The organism is Cedecea sp. B1(4) (assembly GCF_059414925.1).
In genome coordinates, this window is the sequence record NZ_JCAHMZ010000138.1 from 1 (window position 1) to 358 (window position 358).

The window sequence follows — 358 nt, forward strand, 5'->3', positions numbered from 1 at the left end:
CTCTTGTTGTCGATCACCTTGGCGCTCGCGTTGCCGCCACAGGCGCTGCCGGATCGCTTCGATGAGGGCGGATTCATCCAGGCCGCCGCGTTGGAGTTTTCCTTCGGCCTGCTTCTGGCCGGCGGGATATTGTGCGCGTTTGCCGCGATTGCCTTCGCCGGCCGAGCATTGGACATCCAGATTGGATTCGGGATCGGTCAGGTATACGATCCGGTCAGTCGAGCCCAGGTGCCAATCCTGACGTCGATTTTCCTCTATACCGGCGTCGTGCTGTTCTTCCTGCTGGATGGTCACCATGCATTGCTCAGGGGGCTGTCCTACACGCTGGTGGTCGTGCCGCTGGGAGGTTTCTCGCCCC

Annotated in this window: 1 protein-coding gene; it reads left to right on the forward strand. The window is 61.5% G+C overall.

From position 1 onward, the window contains the following. Positions 1-358, forward strand: a 358-nt coding sequence (locus tag ACR6JA_RS22370; protein WP_494599610.1) for a flagellar biosynthetic protein FliR, incomplete at both ends; no start/stop codon positions are given.